Origin of the sequence: Alcanivorax sp. (assembly GCF_017794965.1) — a bacterium.
GTDB lineage: Bacteria > Pseudomonadota > Gammaproteobacteria > Pseudomonadales > Alcanivoracaceae > Alcanivorax.
Map to the genome: position 1 here is coordinate 3,314,019 of NZ_CP051240.1, position 15,464 is coordinate 3,329,482.

Genomic DNA, 15,464 nt, shown 5'->3' on the forward strand with positions numbered 1-15,464 from the left:
TCGCATTTGCATGCTAAGCTGTCATAAAACAGTAAACGGAAAGAGTGAATGACACGACGCACCAAGATTGTTGCTACCCTCGGTCCCGCTTCCACGTCCGAGACCATGCTCGACGCCCTGATCACCGCCGGGGTTAACGTTTTCCGCCTGAATTTTTCCCATGGCAGCGCCGATGACCATCGCCGCACTGCCGACAAGATTCGCAGCCTCTCCGACAAGCATCAGCAGGCCGTGGCCATTCTGGCGGACCTGCAAGGCCCCAAGATTCGCATCGGCAAGTTCCGTGACGGTCCGATTGAGCTGAAAAATGGCCAGACCTTTACCCTGGATACCGAGCTGGATGATAGCGCCGGCACCCAGGACATCGTCGGCATCAGCTATCCACCGCTGCCGGATGACTGTGAGCCTGGCGATGTGCTGCTGCTCAACGATGGCTTGCTGGAATTGCAGGTGGATCGCATCGAAGGCAGCCGCGTCATCTGCACCGTGCTGGTCGGCGGCACCCTGTCCGACCACAAGGGGGTGAACCGCAAGGGCGGCGGCTTGAGCGCCAAGGCGCTCACCGAGAAGGACCTCAACGACATCATCACCGCCGCCGACATGGAGGTGGATTTCCTCGCCCTGTCCTTCCCCCGGGATGCGGATGATGTGAATGACGCCCGCCGCCACTTCCAGGCGGCCGGCGGCACGGGCGGGATTGTGGCCAAGATCGAGCGCGCCGAAGCCGTGGCCGATGACGAAACGCTGGACCAGATCATCCTCGCGTCCGACGGCGTCATGGTCGCCCGTGGTGATCTGGCGGTAGAAATCGGCGATGCAGAACTGGTGGGTGTACAGAAGCACATTATCCGCCGCTCACGGGCACTCAATCGCTTTGTCATCACCGCCACCCAGATGATGGAATCCATGATTCACAGCCCGCAACCTACCCGTGCGGAAGTCTCCGACGTGGCCAATGCGGTACTGGACGGCACCGATGCGGTGATGCTCTCAGCCGAAACCGCGGTGGGGGATTACCCGAAAGAAACCGTGCAGGCCATGGATCGCATCATTCTCGGCGCCGAGCGCACCTGGCAGGAACGTCGCAGCGACCGGCCACTCAATGAAAAGTCGGACAACATTGATGAAGTGATTGCCATGGCCGCCATGCAGGCAGCCAACCGGTTGAGCAATGTGACCGCTATCATCGCCATGACCGAGACCGGTAACACCCCGCGCCTGATGTCGCGTATGCGCTCCGGCATGCCGATCTTTGCCTTCACCCCAACCCCGGCAGCCCAGCGGCGCGTCGCCATTCTCCGTGGCGTGCAAGCCGTCTCCTTCGACAGTACCGCCCTGCCCAGCGAAACCGTCAACCAGCAGGCGGTGGGGATACTGGAAAAGATGGACCAGGTGAAACCCGGTGACCGGGTGCTGATCACCAAGGGCAACTATGCCGACGCCCACGGCGGCACCAACACCCTGAAGATTGTTGAGGTGGGAGGAAAGATTCAGTAGCCGGCAGTCTGCATGGCCGGCGCGGCTTGATAGTCGTGGTTTGATTTTCTGCCCACATCGCAACTCCAGCCAGATGCCTGACGCCGGATGCCCGACGAAAAAGCAAAACTCGCAAACCTGCGGGTTTTCAGCGCCGGGCATCTGAGCTCCGGCGTCCAATTAACATTCTTACACCATACCCATACGCAATAAGACGCCCCTTGCATCCTCCCCGCCGTAGACTCTAAGTGATCAAAATCTCTTCACTCGTTTACAGGACCCATAACAATGAAAATTGGTCTGGTGGTGGATTCAGGTTGTGACCTGCCCCGTGATTTCATTGATGCCAATAACATTCTTGTCATGCCGGTTCCGATCCGCATCGGCAAGGAAATCTATGTAGACGACCGGGATCCTCAGCGGGCCCGGGAATTTTATTCCCGCCATGAAGTGGACAAGAATCACGACGCCGAGACGGCCCCACCCAGCGTGGAGCAAATCCGCACACTGTTTCTGGAAAAGGCCGTCTCCCGCTTTGACTTTGCCCTGGTGCAGACCTTACCCAAAAGCCGCAGTCCGATTTTCGATAATGCCTCGGAAGCCGCCCACACCATCCTCAGTGACTACAAGCAATACCGGGCTGCCGCCGGGCTGGAAGGCCCCTTCCGGATTCGCGTCAGTGACAGTCAGACTCTGTTTGCCGGTCAGGGCGTACTGGCTGCAGAAACCATTCGCTTGATCAATAGCGGCATGAAGGTGGGCGATGTGCGCCAGCGCATCAACGACCTGACCCCCATGGCCGCCGGTTATGCGGTAGTGCCTGACCTGTATTACGTGCACAAACGCGCCCGCAAGAAAGGCGACAAGAGTGTGGGCTTCGTTGGCGCGCTGATGGGCTCAGCCCTGGATATCAAACCCATTCTCTGCGCCCGACAGGACCAGACCTTCCCGGTGGCCAAGGTGCGTGGATTTGATCTGGCGGTAAAAAAAATGTTCTCCCATGCATGCCACTGCATCAAGCAAGGCCTGCTTGCCCCCATCGTCTGCGTCAGCTATGCCGGTGATACCGATGCGGTTTACCAGATGCCCGGTTTCGAAGCCTTCAAGGCATGCGCCGAACAGCACAAGATTGAACTGTTGATCAGCCACATGGGACTCACCGGTGGCGTCAATATCGGCCCCGGCGCAATCAGCGTAGGCCTGATCAGTGCCGAGTCTGATTTTCATTGATCCCTTCTGCGCTTTCTTGAGCGCCGCCCAGAGCCGGCTTTTCGGCAAAGCCTCCACCCCCTGTTTGCTGGCATAGTAGCGCCAGCAAACAAGGAGTAACCATGTCTGATGCCCTCAGCACACTGAAGCAGAAAGGCCTGCCCGCAGATGCCCTGGCCTTTCTCGAGTCCCTGCCTGCCGAACAGGCAACCCCGCTGGCCGATGCTGTTCTGGCCGCACTCGACACCAAGGACAACCGCGTGGAAAAGGCCATGAACAATGCCCTTAACGTGGTGCCGGGCCCGTTCCGCCGGCCGGTGAAGAAGATGTTGTTCGGATAAAAGACAGGATTGATTGCCATGCATATTGAAACCGAAGCCGAGCTTTTGAAACTGGGCCGCCTGCTGGAAACCGGCGAGCACCAGCTGGATTTTCTGGAAGGCCAGGATCTGGATGCGCTGGCCGCGTTCCGCAACAGCATCTCCAGCTTCTTCTACAGCCAGCACCAGGACAGCTACCAACGACTGGCCGGCATCAGCAAACTGGTGCCCACCGGCGCCAGTGCCAAACTGGCCACCTCGGTACTGGGCTCCGTTCTGGCCGCCGGTATCGCCTCAGAACTGCCCGCTGATCGCGCCATCAAGCTGGCCGACAAGCTGCCGGACGACTTCCTGGCCAAGCTCTGCATTCATCTGGAACCGTCACAGTCCCGGGATCTGCTTGCCGCCATGCCGGACAAGATTGTCGCCCGTGTCGCCCAGACCCTGCTGGCCATGAATGAGCACATCACCCTCGCGCGCTTTGTCGCGGTGATCAAACCGTCCGCACTGGCGGCCATTACCGCCACCGTGGACAGCGGCGAAGCCATGGTGAAAATCGCCCTGTATCTTGAAGACAAGAGCAAGCTGAACATCCTGCTGGAGCTGCTCAGCGAAGATCAGCAACGGGCCACCGTTAGAGCCGCCACCGAGCATGAACTATGGCCGGCGGTACTCTCCCTGAATGGGCATGTGAACACGGATCTGCGCGGACAGCTCGGCAACATGGTGGCGGATCAGGGCGAGTCAGTACTCAGCCACCTGATCGAGGTGGCCAGTGAGCAGCGCCTGTGGACCAACCTGCTACAGGCTGTGAATGCCATGGACAATGCCCACCAGCAGAACATCGTCAATCTGGAAACCTTGCGTCAGCCTGCAGTGGTGGAAAGCCTGATCAGCACCGTGGCAGAAGAAGGCAGCTGGGACGAGCTGCTCGACCTGCTGCCGTTGATGGACCAGGCGCACCTCAATCCAGCACTGGATGTACTCACTGGTTCCGAGGCGGCATCCTTGGCCGAGGCGCTGGAGAAGGCCCACGATAGCAAACTGCTGGGCCTGTTTGGCCACCTGCCGGACGGCGCCGTCGCCGGTATGGCAGACGCCATCAAGACCAATGCCGCCAGTCAGTGGCAGGCGTTTGCCGGTCGCAACAGCGATGCCCATGAAATCGAAGCATTGAAGGCGGCAATCGCCTGACGCATCGCGGTCGTTCGACCGTGATCACCGCCCTTCCGGATACTGAGGCAGATCATCATTGATCTGCCACCAGTTGCAGGCTGATTCCACATAGAAATGAAATGCCGGGCGGGTCTTCAGTGGCTCGTTGAGTAATCCCGCGCGGATTCTCACAATCCCGGGCAAGGTATCCAGGCAGCTGTATATCGGTGACCCGCATTCGCGGCAGAACACCCGCTGCTTCCCCGACGATGACTCGAATGGCTTCAACAGTGCTTCGCCCCTTACCCAGTGAAGCGCTTTGGTCTTTACCGGGATATTGGTCACCAGCGCTGTTCCCTGGGCCTTACGGCACTGCTGGCAATGACATACCTGAATCGGCTCAAGCTCACCGGCAATTTCAAACGCGACACCACCACAAAGACAACTTCCTGTGTACATGCAGCCTCCTTGTCAGAACCCAAACATCAAGGCCTGACAGGATAGAAACTGAGGGAACCTGTCTGCAAGCGAGTTTCGAAGAGAAAATTCCAAACCTGCTAACCGCGAAGGGTCTATTCGATTTTGATTTTCGCAACTCGAAACTCGTACCTCGCGACTCTGCTACCGTTTCTGGAATCCTTACCTCGCCCACGCTCGGATCGCTTGCAGGCAAGCTCCTACATCGCTCCTGCTTCATCGCGTGATATTGTCGACCAGGAAATCCACGAACTGGCGCACCTTGGGTGAGAGGTGACGATGGCGGGGGTAGACCACCCAGACCGCGGTGTGATCACAGGCATACTGGTCCAGCACCGACACCAGGGCACCACTGGCAAGATCCTCTTCCACGTAGTAATCCGGCAACTGAACCAGGCCCAGCCCCTTGCGGGCCGCATCCAGCAGTGCCATGCCGGAGTTGCCCTTCCAGTTGCCTTGCACCCGGTGATGGCGGTGCTGGCCATCCACATCCAAAGGCCAGTTGTCGGCAGAGCCCAGCAGGCAATTGTGCTGACTGAGCTCACCCAGCGTGTGGGGGCGGGCATGCTGCTGGAAATACTCTGCGGAGCCGACAATGTATTCCCGCCGCGAGCAGAGCTTGCGGGCAATCAGGGAGGAATCGGGCAAGGCCCCTGTGCGGATGGCCACATCAAAGCCCTCATCGACGATATCCACCCGCCGGTTGGTGAAATCCAGCTGCACAGAGAGTTGGGGGTGCAAGGCCATGAAATCGTTCACCAGCGGGGCAATAAAGCGGTCGCCAAAGGTGGTGGCACAGGTGAGTCGCAACACCCCGGTGGGCTGTTGCTGGAAATCACTGATGGCAGTAAGCGCTTCCTGAAAGCCATCGAACAGCTGGCCACAATGCTCAAAGTAGACCTGGCCCGCATCGGTAAGCGTGAGCCGGCGCGTGGTGCGATAAAGCAGCTGAGTGCCCAGCTGGGTCTCCAGCCGTGCCACCAGCCGGCTGATATGAGAGCTGGATACCTCCAGATGGCGCGCCGCATCGGCAAAGGAGCCGCGGCGAACCACCTCCACAAAGGCTTCGATACGATCCCAATGCTGCATGACGGCTCCTGTTTTGACCCTTATTGTTGCTCAGCGGCAATAATCTATTGCCATATTCTGCCTTATCGCCCTATTCGTGTCTGCGTATAGTGAATCCAGTCATTTTCGGGAAAGCTCTGCCTGCGGTTTCCGTAGGGCGGAAATCGGCGTCAGCCGATCTCCACCATGCCAGAGGTCTTTCCACCCCCAATCCGTTATTGCTGGAGTCATCATGAAGTCACGTGCCGCCGTCGCCTGGGAAGCAGGCAAACCCCTGGTCATTGAAGAAGTGGATGTGGCCGGCCCCAAAGCCGGTGAGGTACTGGTGCAAATCGTCGCGACCGGTGTTTGTCATACCGATGCCTACACTCTGTCCGGCAAGGATCCGGAAGGCATCTTCCCCTCCATCTTTGGCCACGAAGGCGCGGGCATCGTCCAGGAAGTGGGCGAAGGGGTCACCAGCCTGAAGCCCGGGGACCATGTGATTCCGCTGTACACCGCCGAGTGTCGCAAGTGCAAGTTCTGCCTCAGCGGCAAGACCAACCTGTGCCAGGCCGTGCGTGCCACCCAGGGCCAGGGCCTGATGCCCGACAGCACCAGCCGCTTCTCCATGAACGGCAAGATGATTCACCACTACATGGGCACCAGCACCTTCTCCGAATACACCGTAGTGCCGGAAATTTCCCTGGCCAAGGTGAGCAAGGAAGCCCCCATGGACAAGATTTGCCTGCTTGGCTGCGGCGTCACCACCGGCATCGGTGCCGTGCTGAATACCGCCAAGGTAGAGCCCGGCTCCACGGTGGCCGTATTTGGTCTCGGCGGCATTGGATTGTCTGTGATCCAGGGGGCTGTGATGGCCAAGGCGGAGCGCATCATTGCCATCGACCTGAACGACGACAAGGAAACCATGGCCCGACAGTTCGGTGCCACCGACTTCATCAATCCCACCCAGTACAGTGATCCGATTCAGGATGTGATTGTGGAACTCACCGATGGCGGTGTGGACTACTCCTTCGAGTGCATTGGGAACGTGAACGTGATGCGTTCTGCGCTGGAGTGCTGTCACAAGGGCTGGGGCGAATCCGTGGTCATTGGCGTGGCCGGTGCCGGTGAAGAAATTTCCACCCGCCCGTTCCAGCTGGTTACCGGTCGGGTCTGGAAAGGCTCCGCCTTCGGCGGCGTAAAAGGCCGCACCGAACTGCCAGGCTACGTAGATCGTTACATGAAAGGCGAGATCAAGCTGGATGAATTCGTGACCCACACCATGGGCCTGGAAGACATCAACAAGGCCTTTGATCTGATGCACGAAGGCAAGAGCATTCGTTCCGTTATTTTGTTTTGAATACGCTGCATGCAACAGGCATCACGCAACAACGCGATGACTGTGCTGCCAGTTGATAGTTCTTCGCCGCGCTGCAAGCCCACTGTTGCCGCGCGGCCTCAAACATCACCGTTCCTGACACACTCTCCCGCATGTTATGTGTTGAGGGTTGAATGTTGCGTGATGCATGAAGCGAGGTCTCCATGGATATCGAATTGTTGTCCGCCACCAAATCCTTTGGTGGCTGGCTGAAACGCTACAAACATCGCAGTCAGGTGTTGAACTGCGAGATGATCTTTGCCATCTATCTTCCGCCGGCCGCGGAAGAACAAAAGGTGCCTCTGCTGTGGTGGCTGTCCGGTCTCACCTGCACCGATGAAAACTTCATGCAGAAAGCCGGTGCGCAGGGTATGGCTGCGCAACTGGGTATGGCCATTGTCTGCCCGGACACCAGCCCGCGAGGCAGCGAGTTGCCCGGCGAGCATGACAGCTATGACTTTGGTTCTGGCGCCGGCTTCTACGTGAATGCCACCCAGTCACCCTGGAGTCAGCACTATCGCATGTATGACTATGTCACCAGCGAGCTGCCGGCGCTGGTCAGCCAGCACTTCCCGCTCAACGGCAGGGAATCCATCTCCGGTCATTCCATGGGGGGACATGGTGCACTGATCTGCGCGCTGAAAAACCCGGGCCGCTATCGCTCCGTTTCTGCCTTCGCACCGATCACTCATCCGAGTCAGTGCCCCTGGGGTGAGAAAGCGTTCAGTGGGTATCTGGGTGAAGACCGTGAAGCGTGGAAAGCCTGGGACAGCTGCGAATTGATCCGCCAGCATGGCAGTCAACTGCCGCTACTGGTGGATCAGGGCGAAGCCGACAACTTCTACACGGATGGTCAGCTTCTGCCGGAAGACCTGCAGGCCGCCTGCAAGGTCGCTAACGTAGAATTGGACCTGCGCATGCAGCCGGGCTATGACCATTCCTACTTCTTCATCGCCAGCTTTATTGATGAGCATCTCCAGTATCACGCGGAGAAGCTGAAGTAAGAGGCAAGGCAGGCAGGGGCACAACCCTGCCACCTCTTTCCCGGAGCTTGCCTGCAAGCGACGTTCCTGCAGCCGCTTCGCTGATGATGTAGGAGCCCAGCTTGCCTGGGCGAACTGAGCGAAGCGAGGCGACCGAAGGGAGAGAGAATTCTTTAAGGGACTATCAAGACCTGAAACGCCTGATCGCCCTTCGCTCGATTCCGTGCTTCGCACGGTTCGCGCCTCAAGATGCGCTCCTACAGATCGAACAGCGTTTCTGGAATCCTTACCTCGCTTGGGCTCGGATCGCTTGCAGGCAAGCTCCTACGGGTTCTATCGAAGACATGTGCCAGCTGCACCTCAGCTCCTCGCTGTCGCTCGGTTCGTCCCCTGGAAGGGAAGTTATTCGCTACGCTCACCCTGCGGGCCGCACTGCGTGCGTTACTTCGCTACGCTACGTTCCTACAGCGGCTTCGTAGAAATGCAGAACCCCGGGAACTTTTCCGGGGTTTTCTATCCAATCAAGCGTAGCTCGTAGCTCGTAGCTCGTAGCTCGTAGCTCGTAGCTCGTAGCTCGTAGCTCGTAGCTCGTAGCTCGTAGCTCGTAGCTCGTAGCGTCCAGCATCCGGCATTTATTTCCTGTACCGCGGACTGTCTATCTCCAGTTTTTCCCGTGCCAGCGGCAGCCACAGCTCCACAATCAACGGCAGCACATCATCCAGCTTTCCCCCCGCCAGTCGGGTACAGACGGTTTCCAGGGCATCATCCGGCAAATTGAGCAGCGCGGCAGTGGATGTCAGGCGCGCCGCTTCGCCGCTGGCAAAGGCATCGCCCAGTTCACTTTCGCGTGCCAGCAAGGCTTCCAGATGGGCAAGAATCTTCTGGTAATAACCATCCACCCTGGGGTCGCTGTCCGGGTTTTCACGGTACTGTTCAATCGCGGTTTTCAGCTCGCTGGCAAAGGGGCGGTTAATCGGCATGGTTGAGCTCCATCAGTTCCTGCAAACAGACCAGCATGTCGTATTCCGTCTCGGCCACGCGCCGGCCAATGGCCGCCCGCTCCAGTGACGGCACATGGCCGCGCAGGTAACTGTAGGCCTGGTACTGACAGATCACGCCCCATTTGAAGGTGCCCAGCAGTTCCCAATAACGGGCACGGGCCTCGTCCACCCGCTGGCCGGTGGCGTTTTCATAGGCCGCATAGAGTTCGTCCCGGCTGGCAATCCCGCCCACGGGCTTGTCGCGGCGACCAAAGCGCCAGGCATTCACACACAGCCAGCCCAGATCTTCCATGGGATCCCCCCGGTGGGTGAGTTCCCAGTCAAGCACCCCGTTCAGCCCCTCTTCGCCAATCAGAAAGTTCCCCAGCCGGAAATCTCCGTGCACCAGCGCCGGGGAGTCGATCTGCGGCGCATGGTCTTTGAGCCAGCCGTAGACCAGCGAGAATACCGGCAGGGATTCACCGTAATCGCGATGCATGGCGTAGAGCAGTTCCACCTGGGTGGCGGCATCCTGTAGCGGCAGGGATTGCAGGTCTGTGAGCGGGGTGGCATGGATGGCCGCCAGCGCCCGGGCCGCGTCACCGCAGAATTGCTCCCGGGCGGAGGCAAATCGCGGATCCTTGAGCAAAACCGGCGGCAGGCTTTCCCCCGACAGGGCCTCCATCAGGTAACCCTCGCCCAGGCCTTCACTGCCGCCCAGAACGGTGATTACCCGGGCCACCGGGCACCCCGCCGTGGATGCGGCCCGTTGGGCCAGGGCCTCCCAGCGCTTGCCCGGGGCCATTCCAAGATCTTCTGCGCCGGCATCCAGACGCAGAATCCATTGCTGCGGCCCGTTACAGTCCGCTTCCAGCCACCAGGTATCGGCAGACGCGCCGGCGGTGAGCCGGCGACAAGTATGCAACACGCAGGATTGCCCCAGGGCCTCGCCCAGCAACGGCGGCAATACCGACTGGATCTGTTCTGCGGTGACTGCCATCAGCAGCCTTTGCCCACCGGGACGCCATCGACAACCTGATCCAGGTACTCGGCCATCCCGTAGCCGACAAGCCCGTCACATTCGAACCGGGACATGGCTTCGGTAATGCGCGTCTGCCGCCACTCGCCACTGTCCGTCTGGCGACGGTTACGCAGGGGGATCAACGCCAGCGCTTCACCATGCAGTTGATACTCACGGCCGGACACGGTCTTCAGGGAAAACTGCTGGGCACGGGCCTGGTCCCGATCATCAAGATCGGACGTCAGCGTGGCCGTTTCGATCAGATCATAAACTGGCTCGCTGCCGTCACGGGTGTCATACACCATGCCCCAGATATGCTGTTTGCCGCTGGCCATTTGTACGATAGACATGTTCACCGCGAAGTCGTCACGAAACGCCAGAGGCAACCAGCGATACCAATACAGATTCTGCCAGTAACGGGGCCCCCAGGAATGATCTCGCAGCCCCAGGCCATTGAGGGCAAACGTCTCGCCCTCAATGGTGACAGCCCCCTCACCTTTCATGTGTTGCTCGTAATGACCGCGGGCAAAGGATTCATCGGGATCTTCTTCAATGGGCAGGCCATTCTCGTCCACAGCTTCCCCCCCGTAGACCGGCGTCATGCCGGTAAAGGTGAGGTCCGCACTGACCTTCACGGTGGGGTTGTTGGCAAATGCGGTTTTCGGATCTTCCATCTGCTGCGGCTCATCCAGCAACAGCGCCTTGCCCTCATAGCGCAACGTCAGGGTCTTGAAAGGTTCTACCACATCAAAGCGCATCCCCCCGGCGGACAGGGCGTCATTGTTGTCGATCTCCACACGACGAAACATGAACGCCACACGGCCATCGGGCAGGTAAAAGCAAAACGACATTTCTGCATGACCTTCATTGGGCCGGTTACCCACGCGAAACCAGCCACCGCATCGCTGTTGGTGATCAAACAGATTGATATACATGCTTTCATTGAAGTTGCTGGCCGCCTCAATGGGATGCATATATTCGTCTTGCGGCTCCAGGCGAATCCGCGCGCCTTTACCCAGGTCCATCCATATTCTCCTTGTTCTTTATAGCATCACTTCAGGGTGAAGCCTGTCCCGTCTTTTTGCACTGTCCATGATTGACAATCCATAGCAGCGGAATTGTCATGTCCTTCCTGGTCGGCACCGCGTAGCGTCAAAGAAAAAGGAAAAACAATGGACGAGCTTCGCGCCCTGCTGCAACCGTGGTATCTACAGATAAAGTTTATTCATTTACTTTTCGTGATAATCTGGAGCTTCAGCACCGCCGTCGCCTACAGCTGGTATGTGAAGTCCGCCTGGATTGCCTGGCAGCATAACCCGGACGATCCAGACCGTCTGGCACGGCGAAACTGGGCCATGGAACAATTCGACAAAGGGGCGGCACTGGAACACATTGCCTTTCCCATTGTGCTGGTTACCGGTGGGTTGCTGGTGTGGGTGATGGGTTGGGGAATGGAAAGCCACTGGCTGATGCTCAAACTCACCCTGGTGATACTGGTGTTCGGCCCCATCGAAATCTTCGACTACTGGATTTCACATCTCGGTGGCAGCAAGAAACAATGGCGACTCAAGGGAGACATGCAACGCTATGAAACACTGATGCAGTGGCATTGGCGTTTCTTCCGGATCAGCACACCGCTGGTGGTCATCGTCATTCCCGCCATTATTTATCTGGCGGTGACCAAGCCGGGGTTTTAGCTTCGAGCTTCGAGCTTCAAGCTTCAAGCTTCAAGCTTTCAACAGCACAACCCGGGAGTAAGCGGCAGGGAAGTACACAACCTGTGTCTACCCCTTTCGCTTGCAAGCAAGCTCCCACAGAGCCAAGGCGCCTCTGAATAACTGGGGCTCCTACAGCAAGAACAGCACCACTCCGCAACCCTCCCTCAGTGAACTCTGTGCCCTCTGTGGTAGATCCTCTTTTGATTTTTGCGTGCCGCGTGTTGCGTGAAGCGTGTTGCAGCCGCAGAGCGGCCAAAAAAAAAAGCCAGAGGATAAACCCCTGGCTGGACTCGGGAGAGCGAGTTTGAAACTGTTGTCGCTTAGCCTTTCATGAAACCGGCCAGACGATCGTTAATGGTGGCGGTGCACTCGGTCATGATGTCATCGATGATCTCGGCACAGCTCGGGTAGCTGTCGATCAGCCCCTGCACGATACCGGAGGTCCAGATACCGCCGTCGATTTCACCAGAGGTCAGGGCCGCCTTGCCTTTCACACCGGCAACCAGATCGACGATGTATTCGAACTTCATGTCCTGGCCTTTCTCGCGCTCGATCTCGTTCACCTTGGTGGCAACCGCATTCTTGAATACGCGAGCCGTGTTGTTCAGCGGACGGAAGATCAGGGCGGTGTCCAGCTCGGACGCTTCCGCGATGGCCTTCTTCATGTTCTCGTGTACCGGCGCTTCCTTGGAGGCCAGGAAACGGGTACCCATGTTGATACCGTCAGCACCCAGAGCCAGACAGGCCGCCATCTGGGAACCGGTACCGATACCGCCAGAGGCCAGCATCGGGATTTTCAGTACCTTGGCAGCGGCGGGCAGCAGCACCAGATTGGGGATATCGTCTTCACCCGGGTGGCCAGCACACTCGAAGCCATCCACGGATACCGCAGCCACACCCACTTTCTCGGCTTTCAGTGCGTGACGCACAGAGGTGCACTTGTGGACCACCTTCACGCCAGCGCCTTCGAACAGGGGCATGAACGGCTCGGGGTTACGGCCAGCGGTTTCGACCACCGGGATATTGTTTTCACAGATAACCCGCGCGTATTCCTCGTAGGGGACCGGCTTGATGGTGGGCAGGATGGTCAGGTTGACGCCGAAGGGCTTGTCGGTCATTTCCTTGCAGCGTTTGATTTCCTTGTCCAGATCTTCCGGGGTCGGCTGAGTGAGGCCAGTGATGATACCCAGACCGCCCGCGTTGGAGACGGCAGCGGCCAGCTCGGCATAGCCGACGTTCTGCATGCCACCCTGGACGATCGGATACTGGATACCCAGCAATTCAGTAATACGCGTTTTCATTGGGTCTTTCCCCTGCTGAATTAGAACTGCCCCCACAGGGCGTGATGGCAGCAAAAGTAAACAAGTGAACGGTCGGTCAGCAATGACAGGATTGTTCAGAGCACCGGACAGTTTTGATACAAGCGTCTTATGATTAAGCGCAATACTTTGATTTTCAATGAATTAATCAAATAATCACAAAATAGCGACTGATCGCGGAATGGCAGGAAAACAACGCCCTTGAGGGTTTCCTGCTCAGTGAGGCACCTCTATGCCGGACGCTCGACGCTGGATGCCTGATGCTAGAAAAACCCTTCCCGCACATCCCCGATGCAGCCGACCTTCCTCAACCGCCCTTGCTGGCCGTCAATAGCTGCTTTCTGGCCCTGGCCGGGGTGGTTCCGGTCCACTTTCGCCAGGCCCGGCTAAAGGCGCTGTGCTCGGAAAACCCCAATAAAAGGGCGATATCCCCCAGTGTCAGCGAGGGGTCAGAGAGGTAATCCCGAGCCAGCTGCTCACGAGTGCGATCCAGTAGCGCCCGCCAGGTCATCTTGCGCTCTGCCAGACGCCGCTGCAGGGTCCGAACCGACATATGCAGCTCCTTTGCCAGGCGCGGCAGGGTCACCACCGCCTCCGGCATCAGCCGCACCATGGCCTGTTGCAAGGCGCGGTCGAAACTGTCCGACTCCGGCAGCGCCAGCATCAGGGCCCGTGCCTGACGATCCAGCAGGGTACGCATATGGGGCGCACTGTGTGGCAACGGCAATGCCAGCAAGGTCAGGGAGGACACCACCCGGGTTTGCGGCTGTTCGAAATGTACCGGGCAACCGAAGAATAGCTCATAGGCGTTACGGGTATCCTCATCCGGGGCCGCGAAGACAAAGTCGACACGCTCCGGTGAGAGGCGAGACTCCACCAGGCGGCGCAGGAAGGCCACCAACGCGGCGATCGCCACGCTATCCGCCAGCACCCCGGTAGAATCCTCTGCCGTCCAGCACAGCGCCATGCTGCTGCCCTCGGCCACCACTTTCACCACTTCGCGCCCGTAAAACAGGGACTCGTAGCGCTGGTAGGCCAGCATGGCTTCGCCCAGGGTGCGACAAGTCAGGATCAGGTACCCCAGCACCCCCACATGACGGGGCTGCACCCGGGCCCCGATATCCAGTGCCGGCGCCACGGCCTGCGGGCGCAACGCCACCGCCCGGGACAACAACGAATTCCACAGGGTCAGGGGCACCACATCGCCGGGGCTGCGACTATCCAGTACCGTGCGCAGGTCCGGGGCGGGCAGGCTCTCCCGGTCCAGCCAATCGGTCAGCAGCTGCACCCAGGCCCCGGTAACACGCATGGGAGTGGCCATGGCGTCTCCACAATGACGAATTTGTGGCATTGATTGTCAAAATAACGGCACCAATCGTCAATATTTTGTGGATGCCCACCGACACAATAGACACATTGCGAAGAAGCGAGGCCGCACCATGTCGATAACAAGCTGGTTTGAGGATGTCTGGGCCAACAGTGGGCTGGCGCCACTCTGGGATGTGCTGGCACCCTGGTTGGCCCTGGATGAGCGACAGCTGATCTTTGTCGTCGCCACCCCGATCTTTATTGGCCTGTTCCTGTGGGAATATCGCAAGATCCGCCATGACCCGGCACGGGTAGACGGCCGCGAATCGGTGCTCAACTTCATGCTCGGCGCCGGCTACCAGACCACCGAACTGTTGTTTGCCGGCCTTCTGGCGTTTCCGGTCTATGCGTTTGCCTATCATTACCGGCTGATGGAGATCGAACTGACCTGGTTCACCGCCCTGCTACTGTGGGTGTTGCTGGACTTCGCCTACTACTGGTTTCATCGCAGTTCCCACCGGGTTCGCTGGCTGTGGGCGGCCCATGTGACACACCACTCTTCCGAGCGGATGAACTTTTCCACCGCCATGCGACAGAACGCCACCAACATCTTCAATGGCGGCTGGCTGTTCTATGTGCCGCTGGCGGTGATTGGCTTCAACCCGGTGTGGATCGGCGTCGCCTATGCCCTGTCACTGGTCTACCAGTTCTTCATTCACACCACCCTGGTGGGCAAGATGCACCCGGCCATCGAGTACATCTTCAACACCCCCAGCCACCACCGCGTCCACCACGGCCGCAACCCGGAATACATCGACCAGAACTATGCGGGCGTGTTCATGATCTGGGACCGCCTGTTCGGCACCTTTGTGGAAGAAAAAGAGGACCTGCCGGTGGAATACGGCATCACCCGTCCGGTGTACAGCAACAGCCTGCTGGTGAACTGGTGCCACGAATACGTGGACCTGTTCCGGGACATGGCCAAACGCGGGCCCTTGCTACAGCGACTGAAACACCTTTGGAAGCCGCCGGAGTGGGAACGGGAAAGCAATTAATAGTTAATAATGAAT

15 protein-coding genes are annotated in these 15,464 nt (G+C 58.7%); 8 read left to right on the forward strand and 7 right to left on the reverse strand.

Features of this window, described 5'->3' with window-relative positions:
• The first annotated feature begins 48 nt into the window (after nucleotides 1–48).
• From pyk to HF945_RS14490, 4 genes are all read left to right on the forward strand, one after another.
• Nucleotides 49–1,497: a pyruvate kinase gene (pyk, locus tag HF945_RS14475; RefSeq protein ID WP_290523273.1), complete on the forward strand. Its 1,449-nt coding sequence runs from the start codon at nucleotides 49–51 to the stop codon at nucleotides 1,495–1,497.
• Nucleotides 1,498–1,764: 267 nt separating this feature from the next.
• On the forward strand, nucleotides 1,765–2,706 hold the full coding sequence (locus HF945_RS14480; RefSeq protein WP_290523274.1) for a DegV family protein: 942 nt from the start codon (nucleotides 1,765–1,767) through the stop codon (nucleotides 2,704–2,706).
• 101 nt (nucleotides 2,707–2,807) lie between these two features.
• Nucleotides 2,808–3,026: a hypothetical protein gene (locus HF945_RS14485; RefSeq protein ID WP_290523275.1), complete on the forward strand. Its 219-nt coding sequence runs from the start codon at nucleotides 2,808–2,810 to the stop codon at nucleotides 3,024–3,026.
• A gap of 18 nt (nucleotides 3,027–3,044) precedes the next feature.
• On the forward strand, nucleotides 3,045–4,199 hold the full coding sequence (locus HF945_RS14490) for a hypothetical protein (protein WP_290523276.1): 1,155 nt from the start codon (nucleotides 3,045–3,047) through the stop codon (nucleotides 4,197–4,199).
• 24 nt (nucleotides 4,200–4,223) lie between these two features.
• Here the strand turns inward: HF945_RS14490 and HF945_RS14495 are convergent, their stop codons facing one another.
• Together HF945_RS14495 and HF945_RS14500 are read right to left on the reverse strand one after the other, a co-directional pair.
• Nucleotides 4,224–4,619: a GFA family protein gene (locus tag HF945_RS14495; RefSeq protein WP_290523277.1), complete on the reverse strand. Its 396-nt coding sequence runs from the start codon at nucleotides 4,617–4,619 to the stop codon at nucleotides 4,224–4,226.
• Nucleotides 4,620–4,853: 234 nt separating this feature from the next.
• Entirely contained in the window at nucleotides 4,854–5,726 is an 873-nt protein-coding gene (locus HF945_RS14500; RefSeq protein ID WP_290523278.1) for a LysR family transcriptional regulator, read from the reverse strand.
• 211 nt (nucleotides 5,727–5,937) lie between these two features.
• Between HF945_RS14500 and HF945_RS14505 the strand changes: the two genes are divergently transcribed.
• Nucleotides 5,938–7,047, forward strand: a complete 1,110-nt coding sequence (locus HF945_RS14505) for an S-(hydroxymethyl)glutathione dehydrogenase/class III alcohol dehydrogenase (protein WP_290523279.1) — start codon at nucleotides 5,938–5,940, stop codon at nucleotides 7,045–7,047.
• Between the two features lie 182 nt (nucleotides 7,048–7,229).
• Nucleotides 7,230–8,069 (forward strand): S-formylglutathione hydrolase, encoded by an 840-nt coding sequence (gene fghA, locus HF945_RS14510; protein WP_290523280.1) that lies wholly within the window; start codon nucleotides 7,230–7,232, stop codon nucleotides 8,067–8,069.
• Between the two features lie 611 nt (nucleotides 8,070–8,680).
• On the opposite strand, the gene HF945_RS14515 is transcribed toward fghA, so the two are convergent.
• From HF945_RS14515 to HF945_RS14525, 3 genes are read right to left on the reverse strand one after another with little or no spacing between them, the layout of a single operon-like run.
• Nucleotides 8,681–9,028: a DUF6285 domain-containing protein gene (locus HF945_RS14515; protein WP_290523281.1), complete on the reverse strand. Its 348-nt coding sequence runs from the start codon at nucleotides 9,026–9,028 to the stop codon at nucleotides 8,681–8,683.
• Nucleotides 9,018–10,028 carry a phosphotransferase family protein gene (locus tag HF945_RS14520; protein WP_290523282.1) on the reverse strand — a complete coding sequence of 337 codons (1,011 nt, stop codon included), beginning with the start codon at nucleotides 10,026–10,028 and terminating at the stop codon, nucleotides 9,018–9,020. Before HF945_RS14520 ends, HF945_RS14515 begins: the two co-directional genes overlap by 11 nt.
• The gene (locus tag HF945_RS14525; RefSeq protein WP_290523283.1) at nucleotides 10,028–11,074 is read right to left on the reverse strand and encodes a hypothetical protein; all 1,047 of its coding nucleotides are present in this window, start codon (nucleotides 11,072–11,074) and stop codon (nucleotides 10,028–10,030) included. Before HF945_RS14525 ends, HF945_RS14520 begins: the two co-directional genes overlap by 1 nt.
• Nucleotides 11,075–11,221: 147 nt before the next feature.
• Between HF945_RS14525 and HF945_RS14530 the strand changes: the two genes are divergently transcribed.
• On the forward strand, nucleotides 11,222–11,746 hold the full coding sequence (locus HF945_RS14530; protein WP_290523284.1) for a hypothetical protein: 525 nt from the start codon (nucleotides 11,222–11,224) through the stop codon (nucleotides 11,744–11,746).
• A gap of 341 nt (nucleotides 11,747–12,087) precedes the next feature.
• On the opposite strand, the gene HF945_RS14535 is transcribed toward HF945_RS14530, so the two are convergent.
• Together HF945_RS14535 and HF945_RS14540 are read right to left on the reverse strand one after the other, a co-directional pair.
• Nucleotides 12,088–13,068, reverse strand: a complete 981-nt coding sequence (locus tag HF945_RS14535) for a nitronate monooxygenase (protein ID WP_290523285.1) — start codon at nucleotides 13,066–13,068, stop codon at nucleotides 12,088–12,090.
• Nucleotides 13,069–13,393: 325 nt separating this feature from the next.
• The gene (locus tag HF945_RS14540; protein ID WP_290523286.1) at nucleotides 13,394–14,407 is read right to left on the reverse strand and encodes an AraC family transcriptional regulator; all 1,014 of its coding nucleotides are present in this window, start codon (nucleotides 14,405–14,407) and stop codon (nucleotides 13,394–13,396) included.
• Nucleotides 14,408–14,525: 118 nt separating this feature from the next.
• Here HF945_RS14540 and HF945_RS14545 point away from each other — a divergent pair, with 118 nt between their 5' ends.
• The gene (locus HF945_RS14545) at nucleotides 14,526–15,449 is read left to right on the forward strand and encodes a sterol desaturase family protein (protein ID WP_290523287.1); all 924 of its coding nucleotides are present in this window, start codon (nucleotides 14,526–14,528) and stop codon (nucleotides 15,447–15,449) included.
• Nucleotides 15,450–15,464 lie beyond the last annotated feature (15 nt).